Here is a 21,142-nt window from a genome sequence, read left to right as displayed (position 1 = left end):
CGCTTACAGACCGTGAGCCATGGCTTTGTCGATCAGCCAGTTCAGCGACGGGCCACGGTCGCTGGTCACTTCCACCGGGCGACCGGCGTAGGTGCTGTCCAGCGGCGCGTCAGGCTTGATCTGCACGCGGATGTCGGAGGACAGGTCGGCGCTGTTCAGGCTGGTGCTGCTGACGATGGTGCCGGTGCGCAGTTGTTCTTCGTCGGCGACCTGGAAGCTCACCGGCGTACCTGGGCGCACGTCGGCGAACTGGCGGTACGTGAAGCGCGCTTCGACGTTGGCCTGGCTGCCACGTGGCACCAGTTGGAAGATCACGTCGCCCTTGCTGGCGTATTGGCCGTCGGCGACCAGTTGCTGCGCTACCACGCAATCGCACGGCGACGTCAGGGTGCCGGTCATTTGCTTGCCGAACAGTTCTTCGACCTTGGCCGGTTGCAGTTGGTCTTCGTCGAGGTGGCCCTTGAGCACGTCGAGCATGCTGGTGCTGAAGGTGGCCAGCGGCGCGCCCTTGGCGGCCACCGCATCACCTTTGAGCAGGCTTTGCACGGTGCCGTCGCGCGGCATGGTCACGTTCATGCCCGGTACGCTGACCAGGCCGGCCTGGGCGTGGCTGACAAAGTACATGCCGTAGATCGACTTGAAGACAAACCCGAACGCCGCCAGGCCCACCAGGAAGATCGCCAGGCTGAAGGTCACGGCACGCAGGCGACCGAAGGCGCTCATGTTGCTGCCGCCGTCCTTGACCTTGCGCGCCTTGGTGAAGTTGTCGCGCTGCAGGGTCGCCAGTACGTCGCCCATGGTCACGATGTCACCGGACAAGTGCGAGGTGATCAGGTGGCGCAGGGTGGAGATATCCTGGGCGTCGAGGTTCTGGAACTGGCAACCGGTGCGGCCGGTCTGGCGGTCGTAGGAGCGGATCTGCAGCTCGACATCCATGGCCAGGCCGAGGTTATCGATGACAAATTGCAGGCGACCCTTGTGCACTTCACCGACGTTCAGCGGCTGCGTGGCGGTGAACGCCAGGCCGCCGGCGGACAGGTCGATCACCCGTGCTTCAGTCTGGCTGCGGTCGGTGTTGAAAAAGCGCAGTTTGGCCGGGATTTTCACGCGGGCGTGCTGGCGCTGAGCTTCGGATTCGTGGACAACGTTGGCGTTTACTTGGCTGTTCATAGTGTTCTAGTTCCTAGTTAATTCAGGCTTGGCTGGGTCAGACCATCATCAGCAACACGGCGACGAAAATGCTGCCGGCGGAGAAGGTCATGGTCCGAGACGACCAGGTGTTGAACCAACGCTGAAAGCTGGCCAAATCGCGGGTCAGTTTGGTGTCCTGGCGAGTCCAGGACTGTTGATCAAGGCGGAAGAACACGTAGATCTTCACCAGCGCGCCCATGATCTGGTTGTAATAGAGAATCAGCGGGTAGGCCGGGCCGATCTTGTGGCCGGAGCACGACAGCAGCAGGGTCAGGATCAGGCGGGTGATGCCGATCCACAGCAGGTACGCCAGGATGAATGCGCCGCCGTACTTGAAGGTGGCGATGATTGCCACGGTCAGGCCGAGCAGCGAAGTCCACATCGACACGCGCTGGTCGAACAACACGATGCTGGTGAACAGACCCAGGCGACGCACACCCAGGCCCAGGGCACGGGAGTTCTGGCGCAGGTTGTTGCCGTACCAGCGGAACATCAGCTTGCGGCTGGCCTTGATAAAGCTCTTTTCCGGCGGGTGTTCCACGGTGTTGATCGCGGCATCCGGCACGTAGAACGTGTCGTAGCCCAGGCGCATCAGGCTGAACCAGCTGGACTTGTCATCACCGGTGAGGAACTTGAAGCGGCCCAGGCGCCAGTGCTGCAGCGAGTCGCTTTCCACGTCGGCGATAAAGCCCGGGTCGGTGACCACACTCGCACGGAACACCGACATGCGACCGGTCATGGTCAGTACGCGCTTGGACAGGGCCATGGAGCACATGTTGATGTGGCGTTGGGCGAACCGCAGCTTGTGCCATTCGCTCATGATGTAACCGCCGCGCACTTCGCAGAACTCGTTGGTGGTGAGGCCGCCGACGTTGCCGAACAGCTGGAACCACGGCACGGTCTTGCGCACAACGCCTTCGGCGAGCACGGTGTCGCCGTCGATCACCGCCACGACCGCGCGGTCATCCGGCAAGTGACGCGAAATGGCACGGAAACCAAAGGCCAGGCCGTCGCGCTTACCGGTGCCGGCGATACGCACGAAGTCGAGCTTGACGTGTTCCGGTGGGTTCATCTTTTCCCAAAGGCTCTTGACCAGCAGCTCATCGGACATCTCCACCAGCGAGCAGACCACCGTGGTCGGGAAGCCACAGTCGATCGCTTCGCGAATCACCGAGCTGTACACCTGCGCGGTGGTCAGCGCATCGATGCGGAAACTGGTGACCATCAGGAACACATGGGACGGGTCGGCGGCCTTGCCCAGCTTGCGGACTTTGCGGCGCAGGTGCGGGTAGACCACATACAGGAACAGCATGCCGCGAAAGAAATGCGTAGCACCCATCGAGTAGCGCCAGATACCGACGGCGCCAATCAGGAAAATAAAATTCTTCGACTCGGAGTCGAATGTGCTGGCTGGCAAAGCCAGAGCTAGAAGCGCTAAAAGCGCCAGAAATACTAGCCAGCCAGTGGCTTGGTTTAACCGTTGCATATTTGTGTCCGTCACGGGGGAGTAGGGCCACAAGCGGCAAGCTATAAGCTGAAAAACGATCGCTTCTAACTTGCCGCTTGCCGCTTGAAACTAGCCGCTGCCCCTTACCAACAAATGCCTTCAGTGCGGCCGCTCACGCTGGTGGCCTTGGACATGAAGCCCACCAGGTCGACCACTTGCTTGCCGTCCGGCGCGTTATGGGCCAGGGCGCGGAACTTCTCGTCGCGGTTGCCCAGGATGATCACGTCGGAGTTGTTGATCACATCGTCGAAGTCCGAGTTGAGCAGGGACGACACGTGCGGGATCTTGCCTTCGATGTAGTCCTTGTTCGCGCCGTGGACACGGGCGTACTCGACGTTGCTGTCGTAGATGCTCAGGTCGTAGCCCTTGCCGATCAGCATTTCGGCCAGCTCTACCAGCGGGCTTTCGCGCAGGTCGTCGGTACCGGCCTTGAAGCTCAGGCCCAGCAGGGCGACTTTGCGCTTGTCGTGGCCGGCGACGATGTCGAAGGCGTTCTGCACCTGGGACTCGTTACTGCGCATCAGCGAGTTGAGCAGCGGTGCTTCCACGTCCAGGGAGCCGGCGCGGTAGGTCAGGGCACGCACGTCCTTGGGCAGGCACGAGCCGCCGAACGCGAAGCCTGGACGCATGTAGTACTGGGACAGGTTGAGGGTCTTGTCCTGGCAGACCACTTCCATCACTTCGCGACCGTCGACGCCGACGGCCTTGGCAATGTTGCCGATCTCGTTGGCGAAGGTGACCTTGGTGGCGTGCCACACGTTGCAGGTGTACTTGATCATCTCGGCAACGGCGATGTCCTTGCGGATGATCGGTGCATCGAGTTCTTCGTACAGCGACTGCAGGACATCGCCGGAGGCTTTGTCGAACTCGCCGATGACGGTCATCGGTGGCAGGTCGTAGTCGGCGATGGCGGTGGATTCACGCAGGAATTCCGGGTTGACCGCGACGCCGAAGTCGACGCCGGCTTTCTTGCCGGAGCAGTCTTCCAGGATCGGGATCACAACGTTGGCCACGGTGCCCGGCAGCACGGTGCTGCGCACCACGATGGTGTGGCGGGTGGTCTTGTCACGCAGAACAAAACCGATCTCGCGGCATACCGACTCGATGTAGTTGAGTTCCAGGTCGCCGTTTTTCTTGCTTGGCGTGCCGACGCAAATCATCGACAGGTCGGTATCGCGGATGGCTTCGGCGAAGTTGGTGGTGCCGCGCAGTCGACCCGTTTGGATACCCTGGCTCAACAATTCGCCCAGACCCGGTTCAACGATTGGCGATTTGCCGGCGTTGATCAGGTCGATCTTTTCCTTGGAAATGTCCACGCCGACTACTTCGTGGCCACGGGCAGACAGGCAACCGGCACAGACAGCGCCAACGTAACCCAAACCAAATATGCTGATGCGCATCGCATTTACCTCGTTGTCATTGAAGACGGTGTTAATCATGCCAATAAATGGCCGGAGTTCATGTTTGCAAGCGTCACTGATGCCCGCGGAAGTTGGGCGAATAGACGCCGACTTGCCGCGTACAGGCATGTTAAATAGTGAGTGACTAATAATTGCACTCAAGTAGGGCGCAACATGGCCTTGTTATTGGGGCTTGCCCTCAAATGCAGCCGGCCTTCCTGGGAGAAGGGCCTGGCGCCAGTGCCACAGAGCTTTGATAGAGGCAATAAGCCTATAAAAATCAAAACCTTGGGATGTATCACTGACCCATTGGGGTAAGCGCAGCCTTGGCCTTATAGTTCGTGGCAATACTTCCTTATTGCCGCCTTTAACTAGTCAGTCGGTAATATGACCCATGAGTCAAAGTTAATGTGACAACTTTGCTACTTCCTTTGGTCGCCATGTAAGTCATCTCTTACAGCATCAGAGAATTTCGTTACCGGTGGTATGAGCGGCGCTTTAGGACGAAGTTCCTGGCCGCTCATCCTGTTTCCTGAAATTTCTTGAAATACGAGCAGAGATGGCACTAGTACTATATTGATAGCACTTGCTATTTGGGCCAGTAGTTATGGGGAGTTGGCACGCAGGGATAGTTTTGTGCCACTAGTGTTAAAAAAAACCAGTGCCACTACGAAAAAATTCGATGAATGTCGAGTGAAACTATTGATAGGGTTGTGTTGTGATATTTTTTGACGTCAAATAAATGGCGATTTTGTCTGAAGTGCAATCAAAAATGTGGGAGGGGCTTGCCCCCTCCCACATTTGGATTTCATTGTCTGAGAAAGGCTGGTACGGCCTTATTGCGGTGCATGATCGCGCAGGAACACCAGGTTGTCCGGTTTGGACTGCTGCGCATTGAAGCGGTAGCCCTGTACATCAAACTCCTTAAGCTTGGCCGGGTCGTTGATGCGTTCTTCGATCACGAAGCGGCTCATCATGCCCCGCGCTTTTTTCGCGTAGAAACTGATGATCTTGTACTGGCCGTTTTTCAGGTCCTTGAACTCGGTATTGATGATCCGGGCGTTCAGGGCCGTGCGTTTGACCGCCGAGAAGTACTCGTTGGACGCCAGGTTGAGCAGCACATCATCACCTTGCGCGGCGAGGGCTTCATTGAGCCATTCGCTGATCCGCGTACCCCAGAAGGCGTACAGGTCCTTGCCACGAGCGTTGGCCAGCTTGGTGCCCATCTCCAGGCGATACGGCATCATCAGGTCCAGCGGGCGCAGCAGGCCGTACAGGCCCGAGAGCATGCGCAGGTGGTCCTGGGCGTAGCTGAAGTCGGCGTCGCTGAAGGTGTCGGCGTTGAGGCCGGTGTACACGTCGCCTTTGAACGCCAGCAGGGCCTGCTTGGCATTTTCGGGCGTAAAGGCCGGTGTCCAGCTGCCGAAACGCGCGGCGTTGAGGCCGCCGATCTTGTCGGAGACGTGCATCAATTCGCTGATCTGCGCCGGGCTGAACTGGCGCAGTTGCTCGATCAGTTCCTGTGAGTGGTCCAGGTACTGCGGCTGGGTGAAGCGCGCAGTGACCGGCTTTGACTCGAAATCGAGGGTTTTGGCGGGGGAAATCACCATCAGCATGAAGTTGGCTCCTGTAATCGTGGGCGCGATTCTAGGGGCTTGGGCGATTTGACTCCACCTATGATGGCGATAGGCACGATCCGCTATGATGGCCGGTAGTTCTGGAGAGGGAGACCCTGTGTGCGAATAGCGCTTTTATTGTCCGCTGGTCTGTTGTGCATGAGCGCTCAGGCGGCGTCGGTGGACGTCGCCAGCCTGGACCGTGGCACCTGGCCCGAAAAGCTCACCAGCCCGGCATTGTTCGATGTGGGCTCGCGTGCCGAAATCCTGATGTTTGCTCACAGCCTGCTGGCCAGCGAAACTCAGGATGACGCCGCGCTCAAGCAGCGGCTGGGGCTGAAGATCATCAACCTAGCGGCCATCAACGATCTGCGTCGTGAACTGTGGCGGCGCCTGCTGGAGAATTACAGCGTGGCCCAGCAGAGCTGCGAGGTGGATGCCTCCTTCTGCTATCTGGTGGAAAACATGGACGACCTGCGCGAAGAGGCCGGCAAGTTCGAGGTCAGCGCAAACTCCTTCTATATAGATTGGGCTGCCCCCAGTCATGCCTTCCATGAGCGCTACCTGGACGAGTTGCTGCGCAAGGCCGCGCTGTTTCCGCAGATCGGCAGCGAAGTCGCGCGCTTCGGCGAACATGAGCGCAATGGCGATGAATTCAATGACCGTTTGTTCCTGCTGACCTTCGACGGCGGCCCCGCGCCTGTCACCGGCAACACTGATTGGCTCGCCGACTATCTGCGCAAACAGAAGATGAACGGGATTTTCTTTGTCCTCGGCAGCAGCCTGCAGACCCGCCTGGAGCGCAGCTCCGCCGCCGATGTGCAGGCGTTGTACCAAGGCCAGTGCGTGGGCACCCAGGGCTGGCAGTACCGCTCCCACAGCCACTGGGTGGACTGGCAAAGTTCGATTACCCGCAGCGCTGCACTGGCGCAGAACCTGATGCCGGAAAACTATGTGCCACTGTTTCGCCCACCTTATGGTCAGCGTCGCGCGGACAGCCAGGGGTTCTTCCAGTCACAGGGCTTGCAGGTGGCGTTGTGGGACATCGATTCCCAGGATGAACCGGGCAGGCTCAAGGCACAAGAATCGGCGCAGCGCGTGCTCACGCTGATGTTGTTGTGGCGCAAAGGGGTGATTGTGTTTCATGACACGCAGGACAAGGCGCGGGTGGCGTTGCCCTGGTTGTTGCAGGCAACGGCGCAGAGCGGGCTCGGCTGGCAGGACTGTCGCGAAGCGTTTTGAGAAAGTGCCCGGCCCTGCTGGGGATGCGCGGTTTTCGGGGTGATTTGGTGCGACATTTCGATGCAGGCGGACTTCCGACTTTAACGGCGTGGCTGGCACTCGGCTAGTGCTATTCGTCATCCTGAAAAATAAACTTCAAAAAAGCGTCAAAGTGCTATTTCCTGTCACACGTTTTGCGGTATTACGAAGTCAGATCGCCGAAACCTGCAGCATAGGTGGCGTCTTCCAAGACTCCTCATGTGGGCAATGCACTTGACGTCACTCAGGTGCATTCGGTGGTCGAATCGAGGCGCAGCACCGCCCAGGTATTGCGTCGACTGGCTCCCACAAAGGTGACCGAGTATGGATGATCATGGACGTAACCCTTCTTCCGACCAGCCAATCCTTTACGTGCTTGATACCAACGTATTGATCCACGATCCAAACGCACTGCTCAATTTCGAAGAACACCACGTCGCTATCCCGATGATCGTGCTTGAGGAGCTCGATAAACTCAAAAGCGGCCACCACAGCGTTGCCGCCGAATGCCGCCAGGCCATCCGCCTGATCGACAAGACATTGGGCGAAGCTTCGCCCGACGACGTTGAGGTCGGTGTGCCGATCCAGCGCGGCAAAAGCGGGCCCAAGGGCTTGCTGTCGATTCTGATGAGCAAGCGCAACGAACCCAACAGCCTGCTGCCGGAAAACCTCAACGACAACAAGATCATCAATCAGCTGATCGATCTGCACGCGCGTGACAAGGACCTGCGCGTGGTGCTGGTGACCAAAGACATCAATATGCGCCTCAAGGCCCGCGCGTGCGGGATCGCGGCCGAGGACTACAGCACCGACCAACTGGTCGACGACGTGTCGATGCTCTCCCGTGGTTATCACATGATGACCGGCTCCTTCTGGGACCGCGTCAGCAAGGTCGAAACCCGCCAGGACCATGGCCGCACCTGGCATCAGGTTCAGCTCACCGATAACCTGCCGGCTGTGCATATCAATGAATTCATTGTCGATGAGCAGGGTTTTGTGGGCTGGATCAAAGAGATCCAGGTCGACAAGCTGCTGATCCTCGACCTGCATCAGGAGCCTCTGTTGCACCAGGAAGCCTGGGGCCTGAAACCGCGTGACATCTATCAAAGCCTGGCGCTGTATGCGCTGCTCGACCCGGACATTCACCTGGTCAACCTGACGGGCGCTGCCGGTTCCGGTAAAACCATCCTCGCCCTGGCTGCCGCCATCGAGCAGACCATGGTGACCAAGCGCTATCGCCGTATCATCGCCACCCGCAGCGTGCAGGGCCTGGACCAGGAAATCGGTTTCCTGCCCGGTACCGAGGCGGAGAAAATGGAACCGTGGCTGGGGGCGATCACCGACAACCTCGAAGCCTTGCACATGGATGACGAAAACACCCATGGCAGCGTCGACTACATCCTCAGCAAAGTGCCGTTGCAGTTCAAATCCCTCAACTACATCCGAGGTCGCAGCTTCCAGCAGAGCCTGATTTTGATCGACGAATGCCAGAACCTTACGCCGCACCAGATGAAAACCATCATCACCCGTGCCGGCGCCGGTTCCAAAGTGGTGTGCCTGGGCAACCTGGCACAGATCGACACCCCTTACCTGTCCGCGACCAGTTCCGGGCTGACTTACCTGACCGAGCGCTTCAAGGATTTCCCGAACGGCGTGCACATTGCGCTGCAAGGGGTGCCTCGCTCGATTCTTGCCGAATACGCCGAATCCCATCTCTAAACGATGCACTGACTGGAACGGGCGTCCCTTGGGGCGCCCGTTTTTTATCAGGCGGTTTTTTCGACCAGTGCCCAATCGATCGCCGGCTTATGCGCACGCGACAACAGCGTGTACACCGACGGCAGCACGAACAGCGTGAACAACGTGCCCACCAGCATCCCGATCACAATCACCAGGCCCAGGCCAAAGCGACTGCTGGCGCCGGCCCCGGACGCGAACAGCATCGGTACCAGGCCGACCACCATCGCCGCCGTGGTCATCAGGATCGGCCGCAGGCGAATCCGCGCCGCGCGGATGATCGCCTGCGCCGGGGTGCAGCGGTACAGCACCTGCAATTCGTTGGCGAACTCGACCATCAGGATCCCGTGTTTGCTGATCAGCCCGATCAGCGTCACCAGGCCGATCTGCGTGTAGATATTGATCGTGGCCAAGCCCAGGGCCAGCGGGATCAATGCGCCGCAGATCGACAGAGGTACCGTGATCAGGATGATCAACGGGTCGGTCAGGCTTTCATACTGCGCGGCCAGCACCATGTAGATCACGATCAGCGCAAACAGGAACGTCAACATCAACGCATTGCCTTCGTGGATGAACTGTCGGGAATCGGCCTGCCAGTCATGGCTGAAGCTGGCGGGCAGCTGTTGGCTGTACTTCTGCAGGAACGCCACCGCCTGGCCCAGGCTGACCCCCGGCGCTGGAATGCCCTGAAAGGTCGCGCTGTTCTGCTGGTTGAACTGCTTGAGCTTGTTCGGCTCAATCACGCCATGCAGGCTGACCACGGTCGACAGCGGCACCTGCTGGCCTGCGTCGGTATCCAGGTAGAAGGCATTCAGGTCCTGGGGCGTAAGGCGTTGCGACGGCTCGCTCTGGGGAATCACATCATAGGACCGGCCTTGCAGGGCGAAACGGTTGGTGTAGTTTTCGCCGATCAACACCGCCAGGGTACTGCCGATGTCCTGCATGCGAATTCCCAGGCTGTTGGCCTTGCTGCGGTCGATGCGCACCTGGGTCACCGGGTTGTTGAACGCCAGGTCGCTGTCGACTACCGCAAACAGTCCGCTGGCCCGTGCCTGGGTTTTTAGCTCTTCCATGGCCTGGTACAGCGAGCGGTAGTCCTCGGTGCTGCGGATGACCATCTGCACCGGCAAGCCCCCGGTCGAGGCGGGCAGTGGCGGCAGCTGGAACACGAAAATCGAATTGCCCTCCACCGCGTCCACGCTTTGTTGCAATTGGGCCTGGATGCTCGCGGCGCTGCGTTGGCGCTGCGACCACTCGCTGAGGTTGACCCCGGCAAAGCTGGCCGCCACCCCGTCGTTGCCATTGATGATCCACGTACTGACGGCCTCCGGCAGCTGGCCGAGGATCTCGCTCAACTGATAGGCGTAGCGCTCCACGTAATCCAGGTTGGCGTGCTGCGGTGACTTGATTGCCAGCAGCAGGTTGCCCTGATCCTCATTCGGCGCCAGTTCCTTGCTGGCCTGCCCGTACAGCCAGGGCAGGCTGATCAGCACCAGTGCGCCCAGCAGCAGGATCAGCCCACGCTGGCGCAGCGAGCTGAGCAGCGCGCGTTGATACAGGCGTGCCAGGCGTTGGAAGAAGCGTTCGGCCAGGCGGCTCATGCGCCCTTCATGTTCGTGGCTGGGCAGCAGCTTGGCGCACATCACTGGAGTGAGGGTCAGGGCGATGATCCCGGAGACCAGTACCGCGCCGGCCAGGGTCAGGGCGAACTCCTTGAACAGCGCGCCGGTCAGGCCGTTCATCAGGCCGATGGGCATATAGACAGCGGCCAGGGTGATGGTCATGGCGATTACCGGCGAGGCGATTTCCCGCGCGCCGAACAGCGCGGCTTGCAACGCCGTGCGGCCTTCCTTGAGGTGACGGTGAATGTTTTCCATCACCACGATGGCATCATCCACCACCAGGCCGATGGCCAGTACCATGGCCAGCAGCGTCAGCAGGTTGATGCTGAAGCCGAACAGTGCCATCAGGCCCAGGGCGCCGAGCATCGACAGCGGGATGCCGACAATGGGGATGATCACGCTGCGCACCGAGCCCAGGCACAGGTAGATGATTACCACCACGATCAGGATCGCTTCGATCAGGGTTTCGATCACTTCGATGATCGATGCCTCGATAAAGTGTGCGGTCTCGAACGCCAAGGCCACGTTGACCCCCGGCGGCAGGGTTTTCTCGATGGCCGGCAGCAGGCGCTTTATATCGGCGACGATCAGCAGCGGGTTGCCCGTGGGCGTCGCGTACAGGCCCAGGTGCACCGCCGGCTTGGCATCCATCAAGGCGCTGGTTTCATAGACGGCCGAACCAAGTTCCACCGTGGCGATATCGCGCAGGCGCAGCAGGCGATCACCGTTGTTGCTGAGGACCATGTCGCGAAACTCATCCAGGCTGCTCAAGTCGGTATTGACCTGGATCGAGGAGACCACGTATTGACCCTTGATCTGGCCCGGCGCGGCCTGGAAGTTGTTGGCACGGATCGCCTGTTCGACCTGGGCGGCACTGATGCCGTGGCCGGCCATGCGTTGAGGGTCGAGCCACAGGCGCATGGCCAGGCGCTGGCCACCGAAAGTCTCGACCTTGGCTACGCCCTCGATGGTGGAAAACAGCGGCTGCACCACGCGGCTGAGGTAGTCGCTCAGGGCCGAAGCAGACAGTGAGTCACTGGAAAAACCCACATAGGCCACCGCCGTTGCATCGCCGGCGGAGCGTTCGATCACCGGGTCGTAAGCCTGTTCCGGCAGGCGATATTTGACCTGGTTGACCTTGGCGATCACATCGCTCAGGGCCTTGGCCGAATCCTGGTTGAGCGCCATGCGCAAGGTGATCTGGCTGCGGCCCTGCACCGAGGACGAGCTGACGTAGTCCACGCCTTCCACCGAGGCCAGCGACTGGTTGATCGGCTGGGTCACGAAGCCCTGCATCAGTTCGGCGGGAGCGCCGGGATAGTCAGTGGTGACGCTGATCACCGAGCTTTCCAGCAGCGGGTACTGGCGCACGGGCAGATCGAGGTAAGCCTTGAGGCCGGTCAGCACGATCAGCAGGCTGACCACCAGGGCCAGCACCGGGCGGCGCACGAAGAGGTCGGTGAATTTCACGGCTGGTCTCCGGTCATGCTCAATCGCGCGGGCACGTTCGCATCGTTCAATACGGTGCGTTCCATGGGCTCGATGGCAGCGCCGTCACTGAGCTTGATCTGCCCGGAAATGACCACCTGTTCACCCGGATTCAAACCTGAGTCGATCACCACCCGGCCATCGCGGCGTTCGCCGGTCTTGACCAGCACCCGGCGTACAGTCGGCGGGGTGTCGGCGTCTGGCGCGGGCTGCACCACAAATACATCTTCGCCGTAGGCGTTATAGGTGATCGCCGTTTCCGGCACGGTCAGCGTAGTGCTCGACGGCGGCAGGGGCAGGCGCACTTTGGCGAACATGCGCGGCAAGGCGCCGTGTGTCGGCGCTTGCAGCAGGGCCTGGACACTCAGGGTGCGCGAGCGATCGAGGAACGGGTCGATGCTGCTGATGCGCGCGGTGTAGCGCTGCCCCGGCAGGGCATCAAGTTGCACGTTCAGGCTGTTACCGACTTTGAGTTGCGCCAAAGCTTGTTCCGGTACGCTGAAATTGACGTACAAACCCTGGTCGCCGACCAGGTTGATCAGACTGTCGCCTGGGTTGACGTACTGCCCCAGGTGCACCTTGCGAATTCCCAGTGTGCCGGCGAACGGCGCGCGAATGGTCAACTGGTCGATCTGCGCCTTGAGTTCCTGCAGGGCCCCTTGAGCGGTGGTGTACTCGGTCTGGGCATTGTCATAGGCTTCGTGGGAAATGGCGTTGACCTTGACCAGGCTGCGCGAGCGTTCCAACTTGACCTTGGCGTTTTCCAGCTCGCTTTGCAGGCGCATCAGGCTGCCGCGCTGTGGCGCATCGTTGAGCTTGACCAATACCTGGTCGCGCTCGACGCGCTGACCGGATTCCACCGGCAACTGCACGACGCGCCCGCCGACCTCGGCGGGCACGCTCACCTGTTGCACCGCTTCCAGCTCGCCAATTGCCTCCAGGTAGCGGGAGAACGGCGCACCGCTGACCGGCTCAATCGCAACTTTTATCGGCGCCGGGGCATAGGCGGCAACGGCCGGATGGCTCCAGCGCCACAGGCCCCAGGCCACGGCGAGCAGCAGGAGCACGGCGATCAGCAACGTTACGGTGGTTCGGGAAACGGCACGTCCCGGTGTGCTGACGTAAGGCATAAGCTTCATTCCTTGAAGAGTCATCAATAGATGGGCCAGCAGCCCGGTGTCAACAGTTCGACGAGATTCGCATCCGGGTCGCGAAAGTACACACTCGACCCACCCTTGGGCCAGTGCGTACGCCCTTCGATAGCGATATTGGCCGCGTCCAGACGCTGTTCCCAGGTTGGCAGGTCTTCGGCGTCGATGGCGAAACAGATGTGGATACGCCCGTTGGCGTCATGGGGCGGGATCTCGCCGCCGCTCAAGTATTTGGTGTGCAGGGAGGCGCCCCGTTTGAACAACAAGAGAGTATTCTGCTGACCGACGTTGAACGCGACGAGCACGCTGCTCTCGACCATCGCCTCCAGTTGCAGGTGCTGGCTGTAAAATGCTTTGGCGCGCTCGAGGTCATCCACATACAGCGCGGTCTCAATAATTCGTTTGATTTGAGGCATGGTTTGCTCCTTGTTGAAGGGTTGCTCCCTGAAATGGAATTCACCGCATGATCACGGTCTTACTGCGCAATATCGATTTGAATCTGTTAGTGGTGCTCGACGCACTGCTGACCGAAAAACACGTCACCCGCACAGGGGCGCGTCTGCATTTGAGCCAGCCGGCCATCAGTCATTCCCTGAGTAAGCTGCGGGCGCTGCTGGACGATCCGATCCTGATCCGCGACGGCAACGAGGTGATGCTCAGCGCCTTGGCGCAAAACCTCCAGGGGCCGCTGCGGGAGATTCTCAGCCAGATCGAAACCTTGTTCGGCAAGTCCATCGACTTCGACGCGGCCAGCTCCCAGCGCACCTTCCAGTTGGCGATGTCGGATTACGGCGCGGCGATTATCTTGCCAAAGTTGCTGGTGCGACTGCGTCACGAGGCGCCGAACACTACCCTGGTAGTGACTCAGGGCAGCCGGCATGGGATGTTCGAGCAAGTGGCACAGGGCAAGATCGACTTGGCCTTGGGGGTATTCCCCAGCCTGACGCCCGATGTGTCGATGGAAGTGTTGTTCGAGGAAAGCTTTTCCTGCCTGCTTGACCGGCGGACCTTGCCCAAGAAAGGCGTGCTGGATCTTGAGAGCTACCTGGAGCGCCCGCATATCCAGGTGTCCATGGACGGCGGCACGAATGGCGAAGTGGACAGCTTGCTGCGCGCCGAAGGCTTGCGCCGTCGTATCGCCGTCAGCGTGCCGCACTGGCGCACCGCGCCGAGCCTGCTGCACAACACGGACCTGATCCTCACCGTGGCGACGCGCACCCTGGAAGACACCTTGCTTAACCCGGATCTGGTGCGATTGCCGCCACCGTTCAGCATTCCGCGCTTTCCCTTTGTGCAAATCTGGCACCAGCGTTTCTGTGACGATCCGGCACATGCGTGGTTGCGCGATCAGGTCAAGCAAGTGGTGGCTCATACCATGCCGGTCGACTGATCGGGGCGCAGGCGCAGGCGCAGGTCCTGCCCCAATTGAGTAACGTCGTACAGGGTGAAGTCCAGCGAATGCGTCAGGTGTTCCAGCTCCGGCAGATGCACCAGCGGACGTGCCAGGTCGCCCAGCAGCCGCGGTGCCACATAGAGCAGCAACTCATCGACGAGGCCCGCGCGCAGCAAGTTGCCGGCCAGCGTCGGACCGGCTTCAACCATGACGTCATGCAGGCCCCGCTGGCTCAGGTGAGTCATCAGGGCGTGCAGATCCAGGCCCTGCTGACTGCCCGGCAGGCCGAGCAGGCGTTCGCCGTTCGCCCCTTGCGGCACATGGCGTTCGTGCATCACATGCAGGCTCGGCGCCTGGTCGTCGAACACGCGTGCGGTCTGCGGCACGCGTGCCTGGCTGTCGAGGATGACCCGCAATGGCGCGATAGCCTCGGCGGACGCCATTTCACGCACGGTGAGCGAGGGGTTGTCCGCCAGTACGGTGCCGCTGCCGGTCAGAATCGCTGCACTACGCGCTCGCCAATACTGCACGTCGGCGCGCGCCCGGGCGCTGGTGATCCACTGCGAGCTGCCGTTGTTGAGCGCGGTGCGGCCGTCCAGACTCATGCCCATCTTCAGTTGCACCCAGGGGCGCTGGCGCTTGACCGTGGATAAAAATCCCCGGTTGAGTTCCCGCGCCGCGACGTTGAGCAAGCCGACCTTGACCTCGATCCCGGCCACGCGCAGTTCGGCGATGCCGCGACCGTCGACCTGCTTGAACGGGTCTTCATGGGCCACGATCACGCAGGCCACGCCGGCCTCGATCAGCGCCTGGTGACAGGCGCCCGTGCGGCCGACATGGCTGCACGGTTCGAGCGTCACATAAGCGGTGCCACCCTTGGCCAGGGCGCCGGCCTGGCGCAGGGCAAACACCTCGGCGTGCGGACCACCCGCACGCCGATGCCAGCCTTCACCCACGATATGCGTACCGTGAGCGATGACACACCCGACCCGAGGATTGGGCCAGGTGGAGTGAATGCCGCGCTCGGCCAACGACAATGCATGGTGCATATGTTGAAAGTCGATTTCGCTGAAGTGGGTCATTGGCGTGAATGCCGTGCCGAGGCCTGGACGGCGATCGGATAGATGCGGCCATCGTAGGCGCTGGCCAGGAAGCCGCTGCCCTCGGCGTCGTGGGTCAGGCAGGAGATACCGCTGGCGGTGATCTTCTCCACCTTTGCCCAACTGCGCCTGGCCAGGTCGAACACGGCCACGGTGCCGCCGTAGCTGCCGGTAGCGATCATCTTACGGTCCTTGGAGATGGCGATGCACTTGATCGAGTGACTATGCGGGGTGTCGTAGACTTCACTGTTACCGGCCTGCCACAGGCGCAGCTTGAGGTCGCGGCCGATGCTGGCGAAGCCGCCCTGGATCTGCGTGCAACCGTTGGAGATGCGGTCGTGGGCTTTGTCGAGATAGGTCTCCAGTTCGAAGTCGGCAATCCGGAAAAACGCCGCCGCCGCCGTCGCGCACACGCTGAACAGATACTGCTCATCCGCCGCGATGCCCTTGATCGCGTTTTCGTGCATGCGCACTTCGCGCAGAAATTGCGGCTGTTGATCCACCAGCTTGAAGATCAAGGCTTCGCCGGTGTAGGTACCGATCGCGGCATGCAGCTCGCCGTCCTTTTCAAAGGTGGTGCCGCAGTTGAGCGGCGAGCGGTGCTGGTAGACCACGTCCCCGGTCTTGGCGTCGAACACCGTGCCCATCTGTCCGCCCGTCAGCACGCTGGCGCCGAATGGCAGCAGGAAGTTGCACAGGCTGCCGGCCATGGTGCTGGGCTGGCCATTGATCTGCAGGATGCCGGCGTCGCCGATGCTGTAAATGTCGTCGCCGACCACCGTCACCGCGTTCAGGCTGATGGCCGGCTCGATGCCGCCGATGTCCCATTGCTGAGTAGTGAAATCCCAAGTGGCGTAGGTGGAGCCAAAGGTTACGAAGGCGATGCGCTGGTCGCCGAGCAATGCGCAGCTACGTGGCCAGATGATGCTTGGCAGTGAGGTCTGTGCGGTTTTCTCAAGTTGATTGGCGGCGGTCAGCTTCCACAGCATCACGCAACGGTCATAGCTCAAGCTGACCAGCATACGTTGCGCGTCGTTCCACACAATGCGCTTGATCCCGGCGGCGTGGGCCGGTTGCAGGTAGGTACCGCTGCTGCTGATCACCGAAATTTTGCCCTCGTCGTCGCCGGCAAATATGATGCCTTCGCGGGACAAGGCCACGGTGTCGGTCTCGACGCCGCCGAGGTCGATAATGTCCAGTTGCTCGCCGTTGGCGGCATCCCAGCGGCGGATCGAACCATCATCGCTGCTCGACACCAGGGTCTGGCCGTCGGCGGCCCAGCACACCGAGATTACATCGGCCTCATGGCCGGTCAGGATTTTCCGGGTTTGCCCGCTGAGGTCGAACAGGCGGATGGTGTGGTCGCGCGAGCAGGTGGCGATGGTCTGGCCGTCTGGCGAGAAGGCGGCCATTTCTATGTCGTCATCGTGGCCAACGAGCACGCTTTTCAGGCGCAACGAAGGGATTTCCCAGACCCGAGCGGTGTAGTCGCTGCTGGCACTGACCAGCAGAGTGCCGCTGGCGTTGAACGCGCATTGGTTGGCCAGGTGATCGTGGAGTACGCGCTGGATCGGCGTCTTGGTGCGCGCGTCCCAGAGAATGACTTGGTTGTCATACCCGGCGGTGGCGACATAGGTGTCGTTGAACGTTGCAATACCGCTGATAGGGCCAAAATGTCTCATGCGTCATTATCCTTAATGTTGAGGTTGGCTTATTGCGGGCGACCTGAATGATTCAGCCGCGCGAGCGAGTTATTTCACCAGTTTGATCACGTGATTTTTCTTATCGACTTTTGCTTGCAGGTAATGGGTGTTGTGGCGCGTCACGAATACACCCGTAGGAATAACGTTATCGACCACGATACCGTTATCCACCAAGGCCTGGACTTTATCCGGGTTGTTGGTGATCAATTGGCAGTGTTTGATATTCAATGCTTTCAACATGCCCGCGGCCATGGAGAAGTCGCGTCCATCTTCGGGGAAGTTAAGATGGGCGTTTGCCTCGAACGTATCCATGCCGGAATCTTGCAGGCGATAAGCATCCAACTTGGCATATAGTCCGATTCCCCGACCTTCTTGGCGCAGGTAAATCAAATAACCACCGACTTCCCGCATACGCTCGATGGACTCATTTAATTGCGGACCACAATCACAGCGTTGTGAGCTGAAAACATCACCCGTCAGGCATTCGGAATGAATCCGGACTAATGGACTGACTGGATTGGCCGGTCCCAGTTTGATGACAATATGTTCGTGGTCGGTTTCGAGTCCGCTGAAAGTATAAAAAGTCCCCGGATTCGAAGTGTCATCCAAGGGAATATCTACGTGATTGCGTACGCTTAGGCGGTTCATGGCGGTTCCTTCCATGCTGAATGATTAACGCGTTTTTATTCTGAATTCTTTCGTTTTAAGACAAGGAGGGGCTACAGGGTTTTGGCGAGGCGAAAACCCATTACATAAATCTGTCGCGGATATTTGCCGTGGCGCCGGCAGTTGCGTGTCAGGTCGCGGAAGCGGGTGAAACTGCCGCCGCGGGCTATGCGATGAGTGCCCACCACATTGACCAGATCGTCGGTGATGGCCGTGCCACCGGGGTAGGGGGCATAGTGATCGATCACGTATTCTTCGACATTGCCGGCCATGTCCAGGCAGCCAAAGGGCGATGCGCCATCAATCAACAGGCCGACCGGCGTGGTGTCGAACAGGCCCATTTCAGCGGTGTTGGCGTGCTGCGGCAGAAAAGTCGGGCCCCAGGGGTATTCGAGGTTTTCCGGGCCGGCCGCGGCGTATTCCCATTCGGCTTCGGTGGGCAGCCGGTAGGCCTGGCCACTCGCCGCGCTGAGCCAGGCGGCGTAGGCATCGGCGTCTTCAGCGGTGATGCCGTACACCGGGTGGTTGGCGCGTTCGTTGGGGTATTGGCCGAACGCCCAGCTTTCGGGAATCCGCGCCTGGCCTGAGGCTTCGAGAAAGGCGCGGTATTCGAGGTTGGTGACCGGGTATTTGCCAATTGCGTAGGGTTGCAGGTACACCGGGTGGCGCGGTACTTCCTTGGCGATCCAGTCGCGATCCAGGCCAAGGCCCTGCAGGTCGTGCATGACCTGATCCACCGCCGTCTCGGCCAAGCCGATTTCCACCTGGCCGCCACTGATGTGGATCATTGCCGGATTGAGCACGTCGAGCCGCGGGTCCACGGTCAGGGCCAGCAGTTGGGCGGCGGCATAGCGCCAGGCGAGTGGCGAGACCGGGTTTTCCACGCGGTCAGCCAACTGTTCGATGGACTCTTCCGCGAGCTGGCGCCAGGCGGTCAGGGGTAGCTTCAGGTTAAGCGCGCCCTGGAAGTGTTCAGGCAGGCCCATCAAAAATCGGTCGGTCATCTCGGGGGTCAGGGGGCCGTCGAACACCGGCCAATGGTTGAAACCCTTGGAAGTCATAACGCTGGTTTCCTGCTGCGATAAGGAAAAGGCACGCGCATCCAGATGCGGCGCGCCCGGCTTTCATAGGGTGCAGATCAGTCCGGTCTGCAGGCAGTTGCGCTCGAAGTCATCCCAGTAGCCCTCAGGATGCTTGGCCCGTTCGGCATCAGAGATGATGGGTTTTTGCCATTGCAGGCGCGGGAAACCGGCCTTCATGATTGCCAGCTCATAACGCTCACGGCTCCAGCGATGAAAGGTAAAGGCGCTGGGTGGCTGGGTGACGAATTCAGCGTGGTGACGAAAGCCGCCCTCGTGGGCTTCCTCGGTCAGCACATGCACGCCGTACTTGGTGAAGTTGCCGCGTTGCAGTTGGAACGTCGGCTCCACGGTGTAGGCCACGACGCGGCCGCCGGGGGCGAGGTTGTTGGCGGCCACTTGGAACATCTTGTCCAGCTTTGCCGGCGAGTCGGCATAGTTGAATAACCATGCGGCAGTAATCAGATCGAATTTGCCGAGTATGCCCAGATCACAGATATCGCTGACGTGGTACTCGATCGCTTCCTGGTTACGCGCCGATTCCTTGCGAGCCAGGTCTATCATCGAGGCGGAAATATCCACCCCAACCACTTTACTCGCGCCCTGGCGATATAACTCGCGGCCAAAGAAACCGAAGCCACAGGCCAAGTCCAGTACTGACTTGCCTTTGACATCGCCGACCATATGGAAAAACGTCGCGGTTTCTACTGAACGCTGGGAGGCCGTATCCGTGAAAGCCTCGAAGCGTTCGCCAATAGCGTCATATGTAGCGGTTGCAGATTGCTTAGTCATTGCCTCACCTTTTTAATAATAATAGCTGTCGTCAATCCCTGACTCGGGAACATGAAGAAGTCTTCTGTTTCGGTGACCCGTCTTTCATTTTCATGTGCGCGTTGTAATAAGAAAACCTCCTATGACGACAATCACGCCGACCAATTTATTGATATTAATAGACTGCTTGGGAAATCCGATCAGGCCAAAGTAGTCAATCGCAATTGAAACGATAAGTTGGCCGACCAACACCGCCATGATGAAATTTAGTGCGCCGAGCCGCGGTGCCATCAATAAAGCAACGGTGATGTAAAACACACCCGCGACACCGCCCATCCAAATCCACCATGGACCTTCTTGTACCGTCGATAAGTTTGGGCGGGGGGCTTTTACAACAATGATGACAACGATGAGCACGACCAGGCTGACCAATAAGGAAACGGCGGTTGCCCACAAAGGGTGGCCCAGGAGATTGCCCAGTTTGGCGTTAGTCCCTGCTTGCAAGGGCACTGCGAAACCGGCGAATAAACTGAGCAGGACAAACATCAGTAAGGTCATGGAGTTTGCTTTCCGTTTTTTTAAAGTTTTACGGTGATCGGTTTGACGGCGCCAATTCTTTGTTCTGATGAGCCGTATTCGTCACGCTGATCGGCCATTGGCTGCTACTTGGCCGCGCAGCGGAATCAGGCGTGCGCGATGTTGACCGGCGGGTTTACAATCGGCGCTCCCGATCAGGAGTATCGCTGTGCTGACTCATCTCGATTCCCAAGGTCGCGCCCATATGGTCGACGTCACCGATAAATCCGTGACGTTCCGTGAGGCCGTGGCCGAAGCGCGTGTGCGCATGCTGCCCGAAACCCTGAAAATGATCGTCGACGGCGCTCATCCCAAGGGCGACGTGTTCGCGGTGGCGCGCATCGCCGGGATCCAGGCCGCGAAAAAGACCAGTGATCTGATCCCCCTTTGCCATCCTCTGATGCTGACCGGTGTCAGGGTCGAGCTTAGTGCCGAAGGCGAGAATGCGGTGCATATCGTGGCGCGCTGCAAACTCTCCGGCCAGACGGGCGTGGAGATGGAAGCGTTGACCGCCGCCAGCGTCGCGGCCTTGACGATCTACGACATGTGCAAGGCGGTGGATCGCGGCATGACCATCGAAAACATTCGCCTGCTGGAAAAACTCGGCGGCAAGAGCGGGCATTTCAAGGCGGACCAGGCATGAGCATCAACGTATTGTTTTTTGCGCGATACGCCGAAGCGGTAGGCTTCGATTCGCTGGAGATGGAAGGTGAGTTCGCCACTGTCGACGCCGTGCGCCTGGCGTTGGCCTGTGATCCGGAGTTTGCCGTACTTAACGAGACGAGCCTGATGTGTGCGCGCAACGAGGAGTTGTGTGACCTCGATGAGCCGGTGCAGGCCGGCGACGAAGTGGCATTTTTCCCGCCCGTGACTGGAGGCTGA

General features: G+C 59.9%; 18 protein-coding genes. 5 read left to right on the top strand and 13 right to left on the bottom strand.

Translation table 11 applies throughout. The annotated features are described in order from the left end of the window. Window positions 1-3 precede the first annotated feature (3 nt). The 4 genes from OSC50_RS19435 to yaaA form a co-directional block, all read right to left on the bottom strand. A complete protein-coding gene (locus OSC50_RS19435) occupies window positions 4-1,170 on the bottom strand; it encodes an alginate biosynthesis protein Alg44 (protein ID WP_181078485.1) in 1,167 nt (388 codons plus the stop codon). 37 nt (window positions 1,171-1,207) lie between these two features. Then, complete coding sequence (alg8, locus tag OSC50_RS19430; RefSeq protein WP_034137041.1) at window positions 1,208-2,677, bottom strand: mannuronan synthase; 1,470 nt, start codon at window positions 2,675-2,677, stop codon at window positions 1,208-1,210. Window positions 2,678-2,781: 104 nt separating this feature from the next. Beyond that, on the bottom strand, window positions 2,782-4,098 hold the full coding sequence (locus OSC50_RS19425) for a nucleotide sugar dehydrogenase (RefSeq protein WP_181078483.1): 1,317 nt from the start codon (window positions 4,096-4,098) through the stop codon (window positions 2,782-2,784). 836 nt (window positions 4,099-4,934) lie between these two features. Next, window positions 4,935-5,714, bottom strand: coding sequence for a peroxide stress protein YaaA (gene yaaA, locus OSC50_RS19420; RefSeq protein WP_253510565.1), 780 nt, complete (start codon window positions 5,712-5,714; stop codon window positions 4,935-4,937). Between the two features lie 120 nt (window positions 5,715-5,834). Between yaaA and OSC50_RS19415 the strand changes: the two genes are divergently transcribed. Next, complete coding sequence (locus OSC50_RS19415; protein WP_266248011.1) at window positions 5,835-6,956, top strand: polysaccharide deacetylase family protein; 1,122 nt, start codon at window positions 5,835-5,837, stop codon at window positions 6,954-6,956. A gap of 342 nt (window positions 6,957-7,298) precedes the next feature. Then, on the top strand, window positions 7,299-8,693 hold the full coding sequence (locus tag OSC50_RS19410; RefSeq protein ID WP_253510567.1) for a PhoH family protein: 1,395 nt from the start codon (window positions 7,299-7,301) through the stop codon (window positions 8,691-8,693). 47 nt (window positions 8,694-8,740) lie between these two features. Here the strand turns inward: OSC50_RS19410 and OSC50_RS19405 are convergent, their stop codons facing one another. Genes OSC50_RS19405 through OSC50_RS19395 form a run of 3 tightly spaced genes read right to left on the bottom strand, consistent with a single transcriptional unit; the run spans window position 8,741 to window position 13,388 of the window. Further along, complete coding sequence (locus tag OSC50_RS19405) at window positions 8,741-11,803, bottom strand: MexW/MexI family multidrug efflux RND transporter permease subunit (protein ID WP_266248013.1); 3,063 nt, start codon at window positions 11,801-11,803, stop codon at window positions 8,741-8,743. Then, on the bottom strand, window positions 11,800-12,951 hold the full coding sequence (locus OSC50_RS19400; RefSeq protein ID WP_181078473.1) for an efflux RND transporter periplasmic adaptor subunit: 1,152 nt from the start codon (window positions 12,949-12,951) through the stop codon (window positions 11,800-11,802). Before OSC50_RS19400 ends, OSC50_RS19405 begins: the two co-directional genes overlap by 4 nt. 23 nt (window positions 12,952-12,974) lie before the next feature. Beyond that, entirely contained in the window at window positions 12,975-13,388 is a 414-nt protein-coding gene (locus OSC50_RS19395) for a VOC family protein (RefSeq protein WP_181078471.1), read from the bottom strand. 47 nt (window positions 13,389-13,435) lie between these two features. Here OSC50_RS19395 and OSC50_RS19390 point away from each other — a divergent pair, with 47 nt between their 5' ends. Further along, window positions 13,436-14,362 (top strand): LysR family transcriptional regulator, encoded by a 927-nt coding sequence (locus tag OSC50_RS19390; protein WP_181078469.1) that lies wholly within the window; start codon window positions 13,436-13,438, stop codon window positions 14,360-14,362. Here OSC50_RS19390 and ribD read toward each other — a convergent pair. From ribD to OSC50_RS19360, 6 genes are all read right to left on the bottom strand, one after another. Then, window positions 14,341-15,447, bottom strand: coding sequence for a bifunctional diaminohydroxyphosphoribosylaminopyrimidine deaminase/5-amino-6-(5-phosphoribosylamino)uracil reductase RibD (ribD, locus tag OSC50_RS19385; RefSeq protein WP_266248015.1), 1,107 nt, complete (start codon window positions 15,445-15,447; stop codon window positions 14,341-14,343). The two genes, OSC50_RS19390 and ribD, sit on opposite strands and share 22 nt — an antisense overlap. Next, the gene (locus OSC50_RS19380) at window positions 15,444-17,147 is read right to left on the bottom strand and encodes a WD40 repeat domain-containing protein (RefSeq protein WP_266248017.1); all 1,704 of its coding nucleotides are present in this window, start codon (window positions 17,145-17,147) and stop codon (window positions 15,444-15,446) included. The genes ribD and OSC50_RS19380 overlap by 4 nt, the downstream gene beginning before the upstream one ends. A 69-nt stretch (window positions 17,148-17,216) precedes the next feature. After that, the gene (locus OSC50_RS19375; RefSeq protein ID WP_253510575.1) at window positions 17,217-17,816 is read right to left on the bottom strand and encodes a GTP cyclohydrolase II; all 600 of its coding nucleotides are present in this window, start codon (window positions 17,814-17,816) and stop codon (window positions 17,217-17,219) included. 71 nt (window positions 17,817-17,887) lie between these two features. Then, entirely contained in the window at window positions 17,888-18,895 is a 1,008-nt protein-coding gene (locus OSC50_RS19370; protein WP_253510577.1) for a formylglycine-generating enzyme family protein, read from the bottom strand. A gap of 63 nt (window positions 18,896-18,958) precedes the next feature. Further along, complete coding sequence (locus OSC50_RS19365; protein ID WP_181078460.1) at window positions 18,959-19,705, bottom strand: class I SAM-dependent methyltransferase; 747 nt, start codon at window positions 19,703-19,705, stop codon at window positions 18,959-18,961. A 90-nt stretch (window positions 19,706-19,795) separates the two neighbouring features. Then, entirely contained in the window at window positions 19,796-20,242 is a 447-nt protein-coding gene (locus OSC50_RS19360) for a DMT family transporter (RefSeq protein ID WP_181078458.1), read from the bottom strand. A 187-nt stretch (window positions 20,243-20,429) separates the two neighbouring features. Here OSC50_RS19360 and moaC point away from each other — a divergent pair, with 187 nt between their 5' ends. Together moaC and moaD are read left to right on the top strand one after the other, a co-directional pair. Further along, on the top strand, window positions 20,430-20,903 hold the full coding sequence (gene moaC / locus OSC50_RS19355) for a cyclic pyranopterin monophosphate synthase MoaC (protein WP_181078456.1): 474 nt from the start codon (window positions 20,430-20,432) through the stop codon (window positions 20,901-20,903). Continuing rightward, the gene (gene moaD, locus OSC50_RS19350; protein WP_181078455.1) at window positions 20,900-21,142 is read left to right on the top strand and encodes a molybdopterin converting factor subunit 1; all 243 of its coding nucleotides are present in this window, start codon (window positions 20,900-20,902) and stop codon (window positions 21,140-21,142) included. The genes moaC and moaD overlap by 4 nt, the downstream gene beginning before the upstream one ends.

This window comes from Pseudomonas quebecensis (assembly GCF_026410085.1).
GTDB classification, from domain to species: Bacteria; Pseudomonadota; Gammaproteobacteria; order Pseudomonadales; family Pseudomonadaceae; genus Aquipseudomonas; species Aquipseudomonas quebecensis.
This window is presented reverse-complemented; position numbering and strand designations above follow the sequence as displayed.

Coding starts and splice junctions, on each gene's coding strand:
- OSC50_RS19435 (WP_181078485.1), bottom strand. CDS start 1,170: ATGAACAGCCAAGTAAACGCCAACGTTGTCCACGAATCCGAAGCTCAG.
- alg8 (WP_034137041.1), bottom strand. CDS start 2,677: ATGCAACGGTTAAACCAAGCCACTGGCTGGCTAGTATTTCTGGCGCTT.
- OSC50_RS19425 (WP_181078483.1), bottom strand. CDS start 4,098: ATGCGCATCAGCATATTTGGTTTGGGTTACGTTGGCGCTGTCTGTGCC.
- yaaA (WP_253510565.1), bottom strand. CDS start 5,714: ATGCTGATGGTGATTTCCCCCGCCAAAACCCTCGATTTCGAGTCAAAG.
- OSC50_RS19410 (WP_253510567.1), top strand. CDS start 7,299: ATGGATGATCATGGACGTAACCCTTCTTCCGACCAGCCAATCCTTTAC.
- OSC50_RS19400 (WP_181078473.1), bottom strand. CDS start 12,951: ATGCCTTACGTCAGCACACCGGGACGTGCCGTTTCCCGAACCACCGTA.
- OSC50_RS19395 (WP_181078471.1), bottom strand. CDS start 13,388: ATGCCTCAAATCAAACGAATTATTGAGACCGCGCTGTATGTGGATGAC.
- OSC50_RS19390 (WP_181078469.1), top strand. CDS start 13,436: ATGATCACGGTCTTACTGCGCAATATCGATTTGAATCTGTTAGTGGTG.
- ribD (WP_266248015.1), bottom strand. CDS start 15,447: ATGACCCACTTCAGCGAAATCGACTTTCAACATATGCACCATGCATTG.
- OSC50_RS19380 (WP_266248017.1), bottom strand. CDS start 17,147: ATGAGACATTTTGGCCCTATCAGCGGTATTGCAACGTTCAACGACACC.
- OSC50_RS19375 (WP_253510575.1), bottom strand. CDS start 17,816: ATGAACCGCCTAAGCGTACGCAATCACGTAGATATTCCCTTGGATGAC.
- OSC50_RS19370 (WP_253510577.1), bottom strand. CDS start 18,895: ATGACTTCCAAGGGTTTCAACCATTGGCCGGTGTTCGACGGCCCCCTG.
- OSC50_RS19365 (WP_181078460.1), bottom strand. CDS start 19,705: ATGACTAAGCAATCTGCAACCGCTACATATGACGCTATTGGCGAACGC.
- OSC50_RS19360 (WP_181078458.1), bottom strand. CDS start 20,242: ATGACCTTACTGATGTTTGTCCTGCTCAGTTTATTCGCCGGTTTCGCA.
- moaD (WP_181078455.1), top strand. CDS start 20,900: ATGAGCATCAACGTATTGTTTTTTGCGCGATACGCCGAAGCGGTAGGC.